Genomic DNA, 15,453 nt, shown 5'->3' with positions numbered 1-15,453 from the left:
GGGGGCGAACCGACCGCGGAATGTCGTTTTTCTCGGCGCTCTTCGCTACGACCGACGTTGAAAAGCTGCGGGAGCTGGGCACGCGTAAAATCCTACGCCGCGCCCTGACGGCCAAAGACCTGATCTCGATCGGGCTTGGAACGATGATCGGCGGCGGCATCTTCACGACGATTGGAACCGGTGTGAAAGGGGCGGGCCCCGCGGTCATCGTCTCATACCTGCTGGCGGGCCTAACCTCGTTCTTCGCCGCCCTCTGCTACGCCGAACTCGGCGCGATGGTGCCGGTTGCTGGCAGCGCGTACACCTACGCGTACGCGACGATGGGCAAGCTCTTCGCTTGGATCATCGGCTTTGCCCTGATCTTCGAATACGGCATCAGCGCCGCTCCGGTCGCGCAGCAGTTCTCCGCCGCAATTCAAGACGTTGCCAAGAGCGCCGGGCTCTCGCTGCCGGCCTGGGCGCAGCAGTCGAACTTGATCGTCCATGGGGCGTGGTGGCTGCCGACGAATTGGGACGTCTTCCACTCGCAGTTCGACGTGGTCGCGGCGATCTTCGTGCTCTGTCTGTCGGCGTTGCTTTCGGTGGGCATTCGCGAATCGGCGACGATCAACAACATCTTCGTCGTTCTAAAGATCTCAGCCCTGGTCGTCTTCGTCATCGCCGGATTCTTTCTATTTCACGCCGCGAACCTGCACAACTTCAACCCAATTGGATGGGGAAGCCTGAGGCCTTTCGGAGGAATGGCCGATTACTCGTCCTCGGCCCAGCCCTATGGGATCATCGCGATCGGCGCCTACGTCTTTTTTAGCTACATCGGCTTCGATACGGCGACGACGACCGCCGAAGAATGCAAGAACCCGCAGTTCGACATTCCCGTCGGCGTCATCGGCGCGCTCGCGATCGGCACGCTGGTCTACTGCGCGACGGCGGTCGTCCTCGTAGGGGCAGTGCCGTGGAACCAGGTTCCGATCAAAAATCCGCTCGTCTATGCGCTTGCGCCGCTGCATATTCCGGTGCTGAGCTGGGTGATCACGATCGGTGTTCTCGCCGGTACGACGAGCGTCGCGCTGGCCTCGCTGCTCGGACAGTCACGGATTTTTTACGTAATGGCGCGCGACCGGATGCTGCCGCCGATCGTTGCGGCGGTTCACCCGCGTTTCAAGACACCGCTGGTAACGACGGTCATCACCGGCGTGGCGGTCGCATTTCTGGCGCTCATCGTGCCGCTGAACAACCTGCTCAACCTCGTCAACATCGGCACGCTGATTGCGTTTTCTGTCGTGTGCGGCGGCGTGCTCTATCTGCGCCACCGGAAGCCCGATCTTCCGCGAAGCTTTCGGGTACCGTTCGTCCCGCTCTTCCCGATCCTCGGCATCGTCTTCTCGCTCTTCTTAGCCGTCTTCGGGCTCTCGCGCGCGACCTGGACGTGGTTCGTCCTCGCGCTCGTCGTCGGCCTGGTCTTCTTCTTCTCGTACGGCTTCCGCAAATCGAATCCGGCCGACGTCGTGCCCGTCGAAGAGCCCGCCGGCATCAGCGAATACGCGTGAAGGGCTCGCGTTTTCCAGGCACCGCGGCAATTGAGGAAATGAAACGCTTCGAACGCAGCTCGGCTTTATGGGGCAGTTTAGCCGCTTGGATCGCGGCGCTTACATCGGCGGGTCAGGGCTAGCCGATCGCGGCTGATCGATCTAGGCTGCTAAACTGCGGGCACGCTGCGAGCTGAGCCGCCGCGCCGCGTGGCGCCTCGCAGTTGCAGTGCGAGGACGCGGCGTGCACCCCTCCAGCGGCCAAGCGACACGCAACGCCTCTGCGATCGCGGGGCGGGGCTATCTGCGCGGCAGAGATACCTCGACCCCGTCATAACTCCACTTGGTACGTGAAAGCCCACGAGGAACATTTCATTTTGGCAATTTGAGCCGGCTGTGACCTGAGCATCGCTCAGGAAGTTCTGAACGCTAGACCTCAGGGCATCATCGATGTCGGGCGTAGGTGGAATGATCGCAGATTTTGTTCCGTCGCACCTGACGAAGACGACAAATGTCCCAACATCTTTATTGAATCGATTAAAGTCCGCAAGGGACGACGATGCGATGTCAATATGAGACGGCCACGAAATGCTCAACCCATTGCTCGCCGACGTGGTCGTTGGTGGCTGCGGAGAGACCTGAGCGACCGCGGCAGATGGAAAATCGTAGCCGACGCGGTCGCGACGCCTGCAATGATTGTGTGGCGGCTACAACCTGAAATCTTCACCTTGCCGTACCTCCGGAAGCCCCAAAGGAACAGCTAAGTGGCGTTCGGCGCCGACGCTGCCAGTTCCGGCGGGGAGCAGGGCCGAACGCGCTCGTCTAGAGCATCGGCACGCGCGCTTCGCCTGTATTCAATGTTTGGTGGATCTCGTAGAAGTAGCCAATAAATCCAAAACATATGCAGCCGAGGACCATGGCCGGCCAAGAGAAGGCACGTTCCGCTACGTACCGACTCATTCGACTCGCAATAAGTAAGAGGCTGATGCACACGATAATCGCGAACAGAAAACCAACGTCGTAGATCCCGTCGACCCAGAGGGACACAACATTACCTATGAACGCTGACACAGCTATGTGCGGGGGGAACAATGCGTGGTATACTAGCGGGCACAATCCCCCTAGTTGGCGATGCACGCATTCATTTCTGTACGTTGCCGCACCGAAACCAGCGCCCTCGGAATAGAACACCGTCCAGAGAAGCGCCGTCGCCCATACTGGAAAGTACGTAAGTGCCCGCTTTCCAAGCCTCTCGTTTTGCATACGATGAGATTTCCGTTTCGTTTGTGCGTTCTATACTCCCCCAGTCTAGGAGCCGCAGGGCGAAGTTTACTATTGCGTAACCGAGCCCTGCGGCGACAACGACTGAGGCTAAATCCAGACCCCTAAGGAACTTGGCCGATGCCCGGGGTGCGCACTTCTATCCGCGCCGTTCGAGGATCGTAGGTCGCATGAACGTGGAGCGCGCTCGCGATCGCATCGATCGGGACCAGCACGCGCCCGCGGACGCGAAAAGGGGCGCGTTTGAGGGTGAGCGGCATGCCGTTGAGTTTCGCGTGCATATCGCCGACCCGCAGGCGCAGGCTCTGGTCGCCGAGCGTAACGGTAATCACACCCGGCTTGTCGACCACCGTCTCGGCGCCGAGCGCGTCGGCGATCGAGCGCAGCGGCACGAAGGCGTGCTCGCTGGCCGTCGTGACCGGCGCGACGTCGCTATCGACACGCTCCCCGTCGACGAACATCGCGATCGGCGTCGAAAAGGCGAGCACGCACGAGATTGCCAGCGCGCAGAGCGCAACGATGACGAGACTCTGCCAGCGCAGACCCGCATACAGCTCGCTCGCGCGGTGTATCACACGGCCGCTCCCCGCGCCTCGCCGATCTCTCCGGCGTAGGCGGGATATTTCTCGGCGATGACCTTTTCGATTTCGAGACGCAGCATGCCGAGCAGTTCGCTCTCTGGGTACGTACCGACCAGCTCGCCGGCACGGTAGATCGCGCCTTTGCCTTTTCCGCCGGCGACGCCGACGTCGGCCATCTTTGACTCACCCGGCCCGTTGACGACGCAGCCCATGACGGCCACTTTCACCGGTGCACTGTACGATTTCGCGATCGCCTCGACGGCGCGCCCCAGCTCGAGCACCGAGATCTCTGCGCGCCCGCACGACGGACAGGCCGTAATCTCGAAGCCCTTCTCCCGCAGGCCGAGCGACTTGAGGATGCCCCAGCAGACCGGCACTTCTTCGATCGGATCGTCGGCCAGCGAGACGCGGATCGTATCGCCGATCCCCTCCCAGAGCAGAATGCCGAGGCCGATCGACGATTTGATCGTGCCGTCGCGCAACAGTCCGGCCTCGGTGATGCCGAGGTGCAGCGCGTAGGGCGTTCCACGTTCACGCAGACGCGCGTCCATCATACGGTAAGCCGCGACGGTCGTCGCTACGTCGTGCGCCTTGAGCGAAATCGCGATCTCGGTGTGCCCATGGTCCTCGAGGATCTCGACATGGCGCAGCGCCGATAGAACCATCGCCTCGGCCGTGTGTCCCAGCGATTTCTCGAGGTCCGGTGCGAGCGATCCCATGTTGACGCCCACGCGGATCGGAATGCCTCTGGCTTTCGCTGCGGTAACGACCTCGACGACCTTCTTGGGATCACGGATGTTGCCCGGATTCAGACGAAGCTTTGCTACGCCCGCCTCGATTGCTGCGAGCGCCATCTTGTGATCGAAGTGGATATCGGCGACGATCGGCACCGGAGAACGGTGGACGATTGCCGGCAAGCCGGCGGCATCGGGCGGATCCTTGACGGTCACCCGCACGATCTCGCAGCCCTCCATCGCGAGCCCATAGATCTGCTCGAGCGTTTTGTCGGCGTCGGCGGTATCGGTCGTCGTCATCGATTGCACGGCGACGGGATGGTCGCCGCCGATCCAGACGCTCTTCGCGTCGGCTTTGCCGGTCTTGTTCTGCAGAAAGATCGGGTTGCTCTTACGTCTCACGCGCAGCATCGGTTACATCACTCCCTGTCCGGAGACGATTCGGGCGATATCGTGAAAGGCCACGAGCATGATCAGCGCCATCAGCGCCGCAAACCCTGCCAGGTGAACCATCGCCTCCTTCTCCGGGTCCACCGGACGCCCGCGAATCAGTTCGGCGATGATGAACGCCGCGCGGCCGCCGTCGAGCGCCGGAATCGGAAGCAGATTAAAGAGCCCCAGGGCAAACGAGATCGTCGCCGCGAGCGTGAAGTACGGGCCCCAACCCCAATCCTGAACGGTGATGGCGACCTGCCCCATGCCGATCGGTCCGGAGATCTGCGGCGCGTATTTTGAGAACTGCGTGACGAGCAACACGATGCTTTCGACCGTCTGATCGGCGATGCCGGCGAACTCTTCTCCACTGGCACGGACGGCCTCGGCAAGTCCGACGCGCTGAAGTTCGGGCACCGGCGAAAACCCAATGCAGCCTTTGCCGCGGCCGACGACTTGCGCGGGACAGGGCTTCGGCTGGACGTAGACCTCCGTACGAGCACCGTTGCGCTGATAGACGAGATCGAGCCGCTTGCCCAGCGATGCATGAATCGTGTCGACCAGCTCTTTGCCGCTGGTCACCGGAACGTCGCCGATTGCAACGATGCGGTCCCCGGCGCGGATCCCCGCGATCTCGGCGGGCGATCCCGCGTTTACCTGGCCGACGATCGGCTGAACGGCCTGATTCGGCTTATCCGATGTAACGCCGAAGGCCAGCGCGCCGACGAGCAAGATGACGTAGCAGAGCACGAAATTGGCAAATGGGCCCGCGAGAATAATCACGAGCCGTACCCAGGGCGATTTCGCCTGGAAGTTCGCTTCGCCGCCCCGCGCGCTGCTGCGGAAGTTGCGCTGCTGCTCGGCCTCCGAGACGCGCCCGTCCTCGCCTTCCATCGCGCAGAAGCCGCCGATGGGAAAGGCGCGCAGTGAATAGAGGGTTCCGCTACGCGGGCTCGTCCAGCCGGCCAGCCGCGGGCCGAAACCCACGGCAAACTCATTGACCCGCACGCCGTTGCGCCGGGCCATCACGAAGTGGCCGAACTCGTGCAGCACGATGAGAACGGAAAGCATCAGCAGGAAGGTAACGACCTTCTCGAATCCGATCAGGCTGACGGCGGCGATGAGAATCAACGACTTAGCGACCTTTCGATACTATCTACGATTACTTGCGCATTGGCCCGGGCCTCCCGATCGGCCAGGCGAACCCCGTCGAGGCTGAGCTCTGCCGGTCCGCTCCGCTCCATGGCTACCTCGATGACCTCGGAAATGTTCCCAAACGCAATCCTTCCTTCAACAAACGCATGCACGGCGACTTCGTTTGCAGCGGAAAGGATCGCGGGCATCGCGCCTCCCTGGGCTAAGGCTTCGTAGGCCAGGGCGACGCAGGGGAATCGAACCGGATCCGGAGCCTCGAATTCGTAACGCAAGGCCCCCGTCTCTTGCTTTGCCCCTAAAATACGGAGCACGCCCGATTGCGGATCGAGCGGGGAAGCCGGCAGCTCCGGCGCGACCAGCCGGTCGGGGTACGCGAGCGCGTAGCCGATCGGCAGGCGCATATCGGGCGCGGCTAGCTGCGACTTTACGCTGCCGTCGGTGAAGACGACAAAGCCGTGAGCGATCGACTGCGGGTGCACGACGATGAGCACGCGCTCGCCGCCAAAACCAAAGAGGCGGCTCGCTTCGATGACTTCGAGGCCCTTGTTCATCATCGTCGCCGAATCGATCGTGTTCTTCGTTCCCATACGCCAGGTCGGGTGCGCGAGCGCCGCGGCAAGATCCGCGCGTTCCATCACCTCGCGCGGCGTGCCCCAGAATGGTCCGCCCGAGGCGGTGAGCACGATCGCCGCGACTCGCGAACGCTCTTCGCCGATGAGGCACTGAAAGATCGCGCTGTGTTCGCTATCGACAGGCAGCAGACGCGCGCCGCTCGCGCGGGCCGCTTCCACGAAAAGCTCGCCCGCTGCGACGACCAGCTCCTTGTTGGCGACGGCGATGTCGGTACCGCGCTGCACCGCTGCAAAGACCGCGTCGAACGCGACCGAACCGTCGGTCGCGGCAAGCAGAATCTCGGGTTCGCTCTCCACGGCGACTCGCATGAGCCCTTGCGGACCGTTTGCGGCCGACGTTGCGATCTCGACCCCAAAGCGCGCGGCCTGCGCCGTCAGCAGCTCGATGTTGCGTCCCGCCGCAAGGCCCACCACCTCAAAGCGTTCGGGGTACGCGGCGATGACGTCGAGCGCTTGTGTCCCGATCGATCCCGTCGAACCAAGAATCGCAACCCGCTTGCGTTCGCTCATTGGAGCTGCAGCACGCCCAAGAGATGCAGCAGCGCGAAAAACGTTACGCCGCCGAGAAGATAGGAGTCAAAACGATCGAGCACGCCGCCGTGGCCGACGATCATCCCGCCCGCATCTTTCACGCCGGCGTCACGTTTGAAGGCAGACTCGACCAAGTCGCCGATTTGTGCGGCAACGCTGGTCAATGCGCCGAGCGCCGCGCCCTGCCACCATTGCAGGTGCAAAGGCGCAAACCAGGTCGCGCCCGTTGCGAAGGCGGTGGCGAGCAGCATCGACCCGACGGAGCCTTCGATCGTTTTGTTCGGAGAGATCTTGCTCAGCCGGTGCCGCCCGATGAGCGAGCCCACGACCATCGCAAAGATATCGGTTAGCGCGATGATCGCGATGACGTAGAACGTCAGCCACATTCCGTTGCCGTCGATCTGTCGAATAAACACGAAATAGGTCAGGAGCTTGCCGATATAGAGGACCGCGAGCAGCGTGTAGGCGGTGCGCGCGAAGTATCCCTTCTGCTCGCCGTACATGCCGATCCAAAAGGCGGCGACGATGATTCCGGCGAGCAGCACGCCTTCCCAGTTGTGCAGGACGTTGAAGACGGCCATCGCGATGTAGGCGACGACGCCGAGCTGCGCGACAGGGTACTCCAGCGGCTGTCCCTTGATCGCACAGAGATAGTTGAATTCGTAGATGCTCGCCAGACCGATGGCCAGCAGCAGCAGATAGAACGCCCAGGGGAAAATTACGCAGAAGAGTCCGATCGCCGCGACGATCAGGCCGACGACGATCCGCCGTGCGCTCAAGCTCCGCCGAAGCGCCGCTGGCGCCGTGTAAACTCCGCGATCGCTCGAGCGAGATCATCCTTTGAGAATTCCGGCCAGTAAACGTCGCACATCACGAGCTCGGCGTAGGCCGCTTGATAGAGCAGAAAGTTCGAAAGACGCCGCTCGCCGCCCGGACGGATCAGCAGGTCGAGCTCGGGAAGTCCCGCGGTATAGAGGTACTTGCGGATCAGGGCCCCGTCGACCGCATCCGGCTGCAGCGCTCCCTTCGCGACGTCGCGGGCAATGGCGGCGACCGCGCGCTCGAGCTCGGCGTGCGAGCTGTAGTTGACCGCCATATTGAGCAGCAGCCCCGTGTTGTGCGCCGTCTCTGCCTGCAGATCGGCGAGCGCCGCGCGCGGCGCGGGCGGGAGCGACTCCCAGTCTCCCATCACTTGCACGCGCACGTTGTTACGCCGCAGTTCGATCAGTTCGTTACGCGCAAAGTGCACGCACAAATCGAAGAGCAGCGAGATCTCTTTGGCGGCGCGGTTCCAGTTCTCGGTTGAGAAGCCGTAGACGGTTAGTACCGAGATCCCCATGTCCGAGGCGGCGCGCGTGACATGGCGCAGCGCGACCATCCCGCGGCGATGGCCCTCGATGGCCGGAAGACCACGCTCCTTGGCCCAGCGCCGGTTTCCGTCCATGATGATCGCAACGTGGCGCGGCGGCGATCCCCCGGAGAGCGACGGGGCGGCGCTTCGCGCGAGTGAAATCGTCATAGCTGGAGGTACGACTCGTAGCCGGCCGTCACGTCGGCGGAACCGTCGTCGCGAACGTTTATGCGAAGCACGCGCAACGCGCCGGCGCCGATCCACGCTCCCGCCGGGGAAAGGACCGCCAGCCGTACGTGCCGGGCATCGAGCGCGCGGCGAGCCTGCACCTCCGGCATCAATATCAGGTCCTCGCTCACACTTCCATGATCTCTTTTTCTTTGGCGACGACCAGTGCGTCGATCTCCTTGACGTACCGGTCGGTCAGCCGCTGCAGCGACTCTTGCAGCCGCTTGTTGTCGTCCTCGGTGATCGCCGAAGATTTGAGCTGCCCTTTCAGATCGTCGTGCGCGTGATGGCGCACGTTGCGAACCGCCACCCGGCCGTCCTCCGCCTTCTTCTTAATGAGCTTTGCCAGGTCTTTGCGCCGTTCTTCGTTGAGCGGCGGGATCACCAGGCGAACGGAAGTGCCGTCGACGTTGGGCGTCAGGCCGAGATCGCTCTTGTCGATCGCCTTGCGGATTTCGGGCACGACCCCTTTGTCCCACGCGGAGATCAGCAGCGTCCGGGAATCGGGCGTCGAGACGCCGGCGACTTGTTTGAGCGGCACCGGCTGCCCGTAGGCCTCGACGACGAGCCGGTCGAGCAGCGCCGGCGAGGCTCTGCCGGTACGAATCGAGGCAAACTCACCTCGCGTCGCCTCGACGCACTTATGCATCTTATCTTCGACTTCTTTGAATTGAGGATCGGACATCTTCCTAGCTCCTTCCACCGACCGGGGCTGGTTGCCGCCCGACGTACGTGCCGATCGCCTCGCCCCAGATGACGCGCCGGATATTTCCCGGCACCGCCATATCGAAGACGACGACCGGAAGCGCGTTGTCCATGCACAGCGCCATCGAGGTCGAGTCCATTACTTCGAGACCGCGCTGAAGCACGTCCATGTAGTCGATCTGCTCGAAACGCGTGGCCAACGGATCCTTCTTCGGATCGGCAGAGTAGATGCCGTCGACTTTCGTGGCCTTGAGGATCGCTTCGGCGTTCACTTCCACGGCGCGCAGCGCCGCGGTCGTGTCCGTCGTGAAATACGGATTGCCCGTTCCGGCGGCGAAGATGACGATGCGGCCCTTCTCCAAATGGCGAATCGCGCGTCGCCGAATGTACGGTTCGGCGATCTGATGCATGGCGATCGCGGTCTGCACGCGCGAAGCGACGCCGATACGTTCCAGCGCGTCTTGCAGAGCCAGCGCGTTGATAACCGTAGCGAGCATCCCCATGTAGTCGGCGGTCGCGCGCTCCATGCCGGCCTCTTCGTGCACCTTACCGCGCCAGATGTTCCCGCCTCCGACGACGATCGCGATCGAGACGCCGTCGTGGCTGACGTCGGCGATCTGTTCGGCCATTGCGTCCGTCTTTTGGACGTCGATACTATTGGCCGGCCCGGTAAAGGCCTCGCCCGAGATCTTGAGGAGGACGCGGGAGAATCGCGGCCGGTCGGATTCAGTCACCGAGTGTATATCGGGTGAAGCGTCTGACTTTGATCTTTTCACCGAGCGCGCCGATGCTGCGGTGCAGCAAATCGCCGATGCTCAGCGAGTCGTCCTTGACGAACGCCTGATCGAGCAGGCAGTGCTCCTCGAACCACTTGTTGAGCTTCCCTTGCACGATTTTCTCGCCGACGTCGGGAGGTTTGCCGGCCGGAATCGCGGCCCTGAACTCTTCGCGCAGCCGATCGACGATCTCGACCGGGACGCTCTGGCGATCGAGGTACTGCGGCGACATCGCCGCGACGTGCATCGCGATGTCTCGCGAGAGTTCCGCGAACTTCGGATTGCGCGCGACAAAGTCGGTTTCGCTGTTCACCTCCACGAGGACGCCGATCTTGCCGCCGGCGTGAACGTAGCTCGTTATCAGGCCTTCGTTGGCGACGCGTTCGGCCTTCTTGGCCGCCTGCGCTGCGCCGCGCTCGAGCAGCACCGCTTTTGCGCGCTCGAAGTCGCCGGCCGCGTCGACGAGCGCCTGGCGGCAGTCCATCATCGGCGCGCTGGTCGCCTCACGGAGCGATTTGATCTCATCGGCTTTGGGCTGATAGGAGATCAACGTCCCGCCTCCGCCATCGTTGGGGCAGCTTCCTCGCCGTACGACGGCGCCGGCTCCTCATAGGCTCCTTGATCGTAGGCGCTCTCGCTCTCCGTCTTCCCCTCGATGATCGCGTCGGCGATCTTGCCGACCATCAGCTTGACGGCGCGGATCGCGTCATCGTTGCCGGGAATCGGATAGTCGATCTCGTCAGGATCGCAGTTTGTGTCGATCACCGCGATAATCGGGATTTTCAGCTTGCGGGCTTCGAGTACCGCGATGCGTTCTTTCTTCGGATCGACCACGAAGATTGCATCGGGCAGGCGGTGCATGTCTTTGATGCCGCCGAGGAAGCGCTCTAAGCGGTTCATCTCGTCTTGAAGGTTCGCGACCTCTTTCTTGGGCAGGCGTTCGAAGTCGCCCTGAAGCTTCATATTCTCGAGCTCACGCAAACGGGCGATCCGCTTCTGAATCGTCGCGAAGTTGGTCAGCGTGCCTCCCAACCAACGCTGGTTGATGAAATACGTGCCCGCGCGCTCGGCCTCTTCGCGAACGACGTCTTGTGCCTGCTTCTTGGTGCCGACGAAGAGAATGACCCGGCCCGCGCGCGCGAGGTCCCTAACGGCCTCGTAGGTCTCCCGCAGCTTCTGCACGGTCAGCGCGAGGTCGATGATATAGATACCGTTGCGCTCTTGGAAGATGTACGGCTTCATCTTCGGGTTCCAGCGGCGGGTCTGGTGTCCGAAATGGACGCCCGCCTCCAGAAGCTCGCGCATGGTGACGACGCTCATGAGATAACCTTTCTGGCTCCCGACCTCCGCCCATCCTGACCGGGGGTCCTCTTTGGAGCCATAGACACCCAGCCTCCCTGCCGGGTGGAGTAGGACAACCGCGCGATTATAGCACGCGAACCGCGCGGCTCCTAGGAGTCTGTCGGGTTATGGCAATTTTCGGATTTGGCGCCGAATTTTGTTCGAAGACGAGGCGCGATGAGCGACAAAAGCAGCGCTTTGCGAGCGAAGAGCAACGACGTATTCCGACAAAACGCGGCGCAGAGACGAGAATTTGGCATAACCCGACCGACTCCTAGAGTCCAAGAGGGCTACGGGCGGGCTTCGTAGATCAGGTTGAATGGGGTCTCGGACGCCCGCCGGAAGTGCGAAAACCCGGCGCCGGTGACCACCTTGCGGATCGCCGCCTCGCCTGCTTGCGCCCCCATCGCCAAGCCCACCTCTTGAGCGAGCGACGCCGGCGTGCAGAGCATCGTCGAGGCGCCGTAAAAGATCCGGCCGATCGGATTGAGGTTCTGCTCGAGCGCGTCCCCGGCGTAGGGTTCGACGATCAACAGCGTGCCGTTGGCCTTGAGCGCGCGGCGCGCGCCGGCAAGCACTCCGACCGGATCGCCCATATCGTGGACGCAATCGAAGCAGCAGATCAGGTCGAACTGCCCCTGAGGCATCGTCTCGGCGGTTCCGACCTCGAAGCTGACCCGGTCTGCGACGCCGGCTCGCTTGGCGGCCTTGCGGGCGGCCTCGATCGAAGCGGCGTGGTAGTCATAGCCGATGAATCGGGACATCCGGTAGGCCTCGGCCATCATGATCGTCGAGCTGCCGTACCCGCAGCCGAGGTCGGCGACGGTCGCACCGAGCCGCAGCTTTGCCTCCACCCCTTCGAGCGCCGGGATCCAGTCGGCGACTAGATGCGCCGCATACCCATTGCGGAAGACACGATTCGTCAGTCCGTACAGGCGCGAATCGTGCTCGTGCCAGCCGACACCCTTTCCGCTGCGAAACGCTTCGGTGATCGCTGGTTCGTCGGCGAACAGCGGCTGCGCCATCGCAAAGAGGCCGCACATGTTTACCTCGCTATCGTCGTCGGCGAGTACCGGAACGTGCTCCGCCGGCAGAGAGAAACGCTGCGTTCCGGCATCGTACGTGATGTAGCCCGATGCGGCTTGGTTTGCCAGCCATTCCCGAATGTAACGCTCGTGCGTTTTCGTCGCTTTCGCCAGATCCTCTGAGGTTTGCGGCCCGTTTTCCGCCAGTGCCTTGTAGAGCCCCAGACGATCGCCGGTGACGACCGCGACCGCGCTTATCGCGCTGCCGACGTCGCCGAGAAAGCGCAGCACGGCGGCGTGAAGCTTCTCCGGATCGAGCGGCGCGGTAGTAATACTCAAAGTGGTTTCCTCCGTTGAAAGATTTTCTGCACTAGCATACGGAAGCTATCGGAGTCGTGCATCGGGGCGTGTACGGAGGAAACGCCGCCCGAGCTCGGAGCCCGCTCATCGGCCGAGAGTCCGTGCTGGCCGAGCTCGAGGAGGTTTACCAGCGAGTCCGCGACGACGGTCGCGCGAGCTTCCTTTTGCTGTGGGGCGAGGCAGGCGTTGGAAAACGCGCCTGCTCGACGATTTCGGTGCGAGGGTGGCGACCGACGGCGCGCGCGTCGCGCTTGGTACGTGCGCCGATGGTCTCTGCCCGCCTTTTGCGCCGTTACGCGAGATCTTTTCCGCCCTCGCGCTCCCAGCGCCATTCGAGACCGGCGAGGAGCTCTCGGGCAGCGGAGCGGCCTCCGAGGCGAAGCGATATCGGGCCTTTGTTGCGGCGAGCGCTGCCCTCGCCTCGACGCAGCTTCCCATCCTCGTGCTGCTCGAAGACCTCCACTGGGCGGATTTTGCAACCTTGGAGTTTCTCGCGTTTTTCGCACGCCGGTTCGGAGCGGCACCGGTCCTCGCGATCGCTACCGTGCGTTCCGACGACCTCGAACGCGACCACGCGCGGCTCGACGCGCTCAACACATTGCTGCGAAACGGAGCGCGCCGCGTCAACGTCGACCCGCTGGGCCGCGACGACATGCATCGTCTGGTCGCGCTATTGCTGCCGCTCGAATCACCGCACCGTTCGCACCAGGTCGAACGCATCAGCGCGCTCGCCGAGGGCAAACCATACTTCGCCGAGGAACTGGTCAGCAGCACGGTGGCGCTCGATGCCCCGGCGTCCTTCGATGCGGTGCCGCTGAGCATTCGCGCGGGAATCCTCGCGCGTTTCGAGCGCCTCCCTCGCGACGATCGAGATACGCTGCTGCAAGCCTCGGTGATCGGCCAAACGTTCTCGCCGGTGCTGCTCGCCGAACTCACGAAACGAGATGAGCGCGGCGTTGCGGCCGCGCTCATCGGGGCGCGGGACCTGCAGCTCGTGCGCGAGATCGAAGGCAGCGGACTCTTCGCATTTCGGCACGCGCTTACGCGCGAAATCCTCTATCGCGAACTGCTGCAAGCGCAGCGGCAAATGACGCATCGCGAGCTGGCAGCCCTCTTGGAGCGCGCCAAATGGCCGGCCGACCCCGGGCAGATCGCTTTTCACTGGAGCGCCGCGGGCGAAAGCGCACGCGCAACCCGCGCCTACGAACTGGCCGGCGATCACGCGGCAGCGCGCAACGCGCACCGCGACGCGCAAGACGCGTACGGTCGGGCGGCACGCATGCGCGCCGAGCCGGGCGCGGACGTTGCCGCCCTCTACGAGAAGTACTCTCGCGCGCTCTCGATCGGCGGCAACCTCGCCGAATCGTGTCTCTATCTCGAGCGCTCCGTCGACGCCTACGAGGCGCGGGGCGATCGGCGCAAAGCGGCGTCGCTCGCGACACGGCTGGCCCGCAGATACTTCGAGTACGCGCGCCCGCACGACGCGTCGCGGGCCATTGCGCGCTCCCTGCAGCTCTGCGAGGGAGGCGGCGCGATCGCGTTCGACGCGCACGTGACGCTCGCGCACTTCGCCGCGCTGCAAGGACGTTTGCAGGAGGCCGACGCGCAGCTGCAGCGAGCGGCGCTCTTACCCGGCCGGCCGCCGCCCTCGCAGCGCCGCGATTTTCACATGGTGCGCGCGCTCGTACGGGCAACGACGGCACGTTTGCGAACCGCCTTCGAGGATTACGAACGCGCGGTCGCGATCGCGCGCGAGGTCGGCGATCCCGAGCAGCTCACGTGGGCCTTGAGCAACTATGCCAGCCGGGCGCTGGCGACCGGTTATACGGAGCGCGCGCTGGGCGCCTACGGTGAATCCGTCGAGCTCCTTCCGATCGACGAGTTCGGGAAAATTGGCATGCTCGCGAACCAGGGATTGGCGTCGGCGCGCCTGATGAGCGGGGATATCGGCGCGGCGCGCGCCACGCACGCGCGCGGACGCCAGGCGGTCTCCGAAATGGTGCTCGCGCAGACCGCGCAGGTCGCGATGGAGATCAGGCTCGCCTATCTCGCGGACGAAGAGCTTCCGTTCGATCGAAGCGCATTCGACGACGCCGTCGCGGCCGCGTTCGAATCCCGCGAGACGCAAAACATCGGACTGTTGTCGGGCGCGCTCGCTGCCTATCTCGATTCGACCGGGCAGACGAGCGAGGCGCAGAGATTGCGAACGCGGGCGATCGCCGCCATCTCGTCGGCAGATCTCTCGCTGTGGCTGATCGATCAGGTGGGCGCCGGCGAGCAGCGCACCGAGCGGGAGAAGGCACGCGCACTGCTCGCGGCAGCGGCCGGCGACGAGGCACACTTATCGGCGCGCGCCCACCTCGCGCTCTTCGACGCACGTGTTGCCCGCCGGCAACGGCAGCCGGCGCTTGCGAAGTCGCTCGCGTTGCGAGCCGCAGCGGAATTCGAAGCGATCGGCTGGCCTTGGGAACGAGCCGCGGCGCTCGAGGTCGCGGGCCGGCACGCCCAGGCGCGGGAAATCTACCTGCGGCTCGGTTATCATCGGCAGCTCCGCGAGCTGGATTCCGCTCGGCGACGGGCGCGTCACCGAGCCGCGGGCGACCGCCTTACGCCGCGCGAGTTGGAGGTCGCGCAACTGGCGGCCGGCGGCCTGAGCAATCGCGAGATCGCGGCGCGCCTCTTCATCGGCGAACGCACCGTCGAGACCCACATCGCCGCGATCTTCGATCGTTTCGACCTGACGTCGCGGCGCCAGCTCATCGCGCTCGTGGCCGCCCAATCGTAAAAGACTCCCT

General features: G+C 63.7%; 14 protein-coding genes. 2 read left to right on the top strand and 12 right to left on the bottom strand.

Annotated elements, in window-relative coordinates:
- The first annotated feature begins 20 nt into the window (after positions 1-20).
- Complete coding sequence (locus tag VGG51_14205; protein ID HEY1884179.1) at positions 21-1,547, top strand: amino acid permease; 1,527 nt, start codon at positions 21-23, stop codon at positions 1,545-1,547.
- Between the two features lie 1,364 nt (positions 1,548-2,911).
- Here the strand turns inward: VGG51_14205 and VGG51_14200 are convergent.
- From VGG51_14200 to VGG51_14145, 12 genes are all read right to left on the bottom strand, one after another.
- On the bottom strand, positions 2,912-3,382 hold the full coding sequence (locus tag VGG51_14200) for a copper amine oxidase N-terminal domain-containing protein (protein ID HEY1884178.1): 471 nt from the start codon (positions 3,380-3,382) through the stop codon (positions 2,912-2,914).
- Positions 3,379-4,533 carry a flavodoxin-dependent (E)-4-hydroxy-3-methylbut-2-enyl-diphosphate synthase gene (gene ispG / locus VGG51_14195; GenBank protein HEY1884177.1) on the bottom strand — a complete coding sequence of 385 codons (1,155 nt, stop codon included), beginning with the start codon at positions 4,531-4,533 and terminating at the stop codon, positions 3,379-3,381. Before ispG ends, VGG51_14200 begins: the two co-directional genes overlap by 4 nt.
- A 3-nt stretch (positions 4,534-4,536) precedes the next feature.
- Positions 4,537-5,685: a M50 family metallopeptidase gene (locus tag VGG51_14190; GenBank protein HEY1884176.1), complete on the bottom strand. Its 1,149-nt coding sequence runs from the start codon at positions 5,683-5,685 to the stop codon at positions 4,537-4,539.
- On the bottom strand, positions 5,682-6,851 hold the full coding sequence (locus tag VGG51_14185; GenBank protein HEY1884175.1) for a 1-deoxy-D-xylulose-5-phosphate reductoisomerase: 1,170 nt from the start codon (positions 6,849-6,851) through the stop codon (positions 5,682-5,684). The genes VGG51_14190 and VGG51_14185 overlap by 4 nt, the downstream gene beginning before the upstream one ends.
- Positions 6,848-7,651, bottom strand: coding sequence for a phosphatidate cytidylyltransferase (locus VGG51_14180; protein HEY1884174.1), 804 nt, complete (start codon positions 7,649-7,651; stop codon positions 6,848-6,850). Before VGG51_14180 ends, VGG51_14185 begins: the two co-directional genes overlap by 4 nt.
- Positions 7,648-8,391, bottom strand: a complete 744-nt coding sequence (uppS, locus tag VGG51_14175; protein ID HEY1884173.1) for a polyprenyl diphosphate synthase — start codon at positions 8,389-8,391, stop codon at positions 7,648-7,650. The genes VGG51_14180 and uppS overlap by 4 nt, the downstream gene beginning before the upstream one ends.
- Positions 8,388-8,582 carry a hypothetical protein gene (locus tag VGG51_14170; protein HEY1884172.1) on the bottom strand — a complete coding sequence of 65 codons (195 nt, stop codon included), beginning with the start codon at positions 8,580-8,582 and terminating at the stop codon, positions 8,388-8,390. Before VGG51_14170 ends, uppS begins: the two co-directional genes overlap by 4 nt.
- Complete coding sequence (frr, locus tag VGG51_14165) at positions 8,579-9,136, bottom strand: ribosome recycling factor (GenBank protein HEY1884171.1); 558 nt, start codon at positions 9,134-9,136, stop codon at positions 8,579-8,581. The genes VGG51_14170 and frr overlap by 4 nt, the downstream gene beginning before the upstream one ends.
- 4 nt (positions 9,137-9,140) lie before the next feature.
- Positions 9,141-9,890: a UMP kinase gene (gene pyrH / locus VGG51_14160; GenBank protein ID HEY1884170.1), complete on the bottom strand. Its 750-nt coding sequence runs from the start codon at positions 9,888-9,890 to the stop codon at positions 9,141-9,143.
- Entirely contained in the window at positions 9,883-10,482 is a 600-nt protein-coding gene (gene tsf / locus VGG51_14155) for a translation elongation factor Ts (GenBank protein ID HEY1884169.1), read from the bottom strand. The genes pyrH and tsf overlap by 8 nt, the downstream gene beginning before the upstream one ends.
- Positions 10,479-11,252: a 30S ribosomal protein S2 gene (rpsB, locus tag VGG51_14150; protein ID HEY1884168.1), complete on the bottom strand. Its 774-nt coding sequence runs from the start codon at positions 11,250-11,252 to the stop codon at positions 10,479-10,481. Before rpsB ends, tsf begins: the two co-directional genes overlap by 4 nt.
- Positions 11,253-11,563: 311 nt before the next feature.
- The gene (locus tag VGG51_14145) at positions 11,564-12,637 is read right to left on the bottom strand and encodes a methyltransferase domain-containing protein (protein HEY1884167.1); all 1,074 of its coding nucleotides are present in this window, start codon (positions 12,635-12,637) and stop codon (positions 11,564-11,566) included.
- 1 nt (position 12,638) lies between these two features.
- Here VGG51_14145 and VGG51_14140 point away from each other — a divergent pair, with 1 nt between their 5' ends.
- Positions 12,639-15,443: a LuxR C-terminal-related transcriptional regulator gene (locus VGG51_14140; GenBank protein HEY1884166.1), complete on the top strand. Its 2,805-nt coding sequence runs from the start codon at positions 12,639-12,641 to the stop codon at positions 15,441-15,443.
- Positions 15,444-15,453 lie beyond the last annotated feature (10 nt).

Source organism: Candidatus Cybelea sp. (assembly GCA_036489315.1).
In the GTDB taxonomy this organism is placed as follows: domain Bacteria; phylum Vulcanimicrobiota; class Vulcanimicrobiia; order Vulcanimicrobiales; family Vulcanimicrobiaceae; genus Cybelea.
Note: the sequence above shows the minus strand (reverse complement) of the source record. Positions and strands in the feature narration are given on the sequence as shown.